The organism is Sabulibacter ruber, assembly GCF_017355955.1.
In the GTDB taxonomy this organism is placed as follows: domain Bacteria; phylum Bacteroidota; class Bacteroidia; order Cytophagales; family Hymenobacteraceae; genus Nibribacter; species Nibribacter ruber_A.
Window position 1 is genome coordinate 1 of record NZ_JAFFID010000142.1, and the last position, 267, is coordinate 267.

Below are 267 nucleotides of genomic sequence, written 5' to 3' on the forward strand. Positions count from 1 at the left end.
GTCCTGCGAAACGGTGTCGCCGCGCCAGATCGGAAACCTGGAAACGGAGGGCGTCGCCGCCGTCGTGCTGTCCTACCTGAACCCCTCCGCCCTGCCTCACGCCCGCCGCATGGTCCGCCGGCTGCGCCTGCATTTCGGCCCGCGCACGCCCATCCTGCTGGGGCTTTGGAGCGCCGATCCGGCCGCCGACGCCCCGGCCCAGGCCACCGCCGAGACGGCCGCCGACCGCGTCGCCACCAACCTGTGCGGTGCCCTGGCCGAACTGCG

The 267-nt window shown here is 74.2% G+C and carries 1 protein-coding gene; it reads left to right on the forward strand.

Going from position 1 to position 267, the window contains the following annotated elements:
• Nucleotides 1-267: hypothetical protein (locus JT719_RS24800; RefSeq protein WP_207436451.1), on the forward strand; the 267-nt coding region annotated here is incomplete at both ends.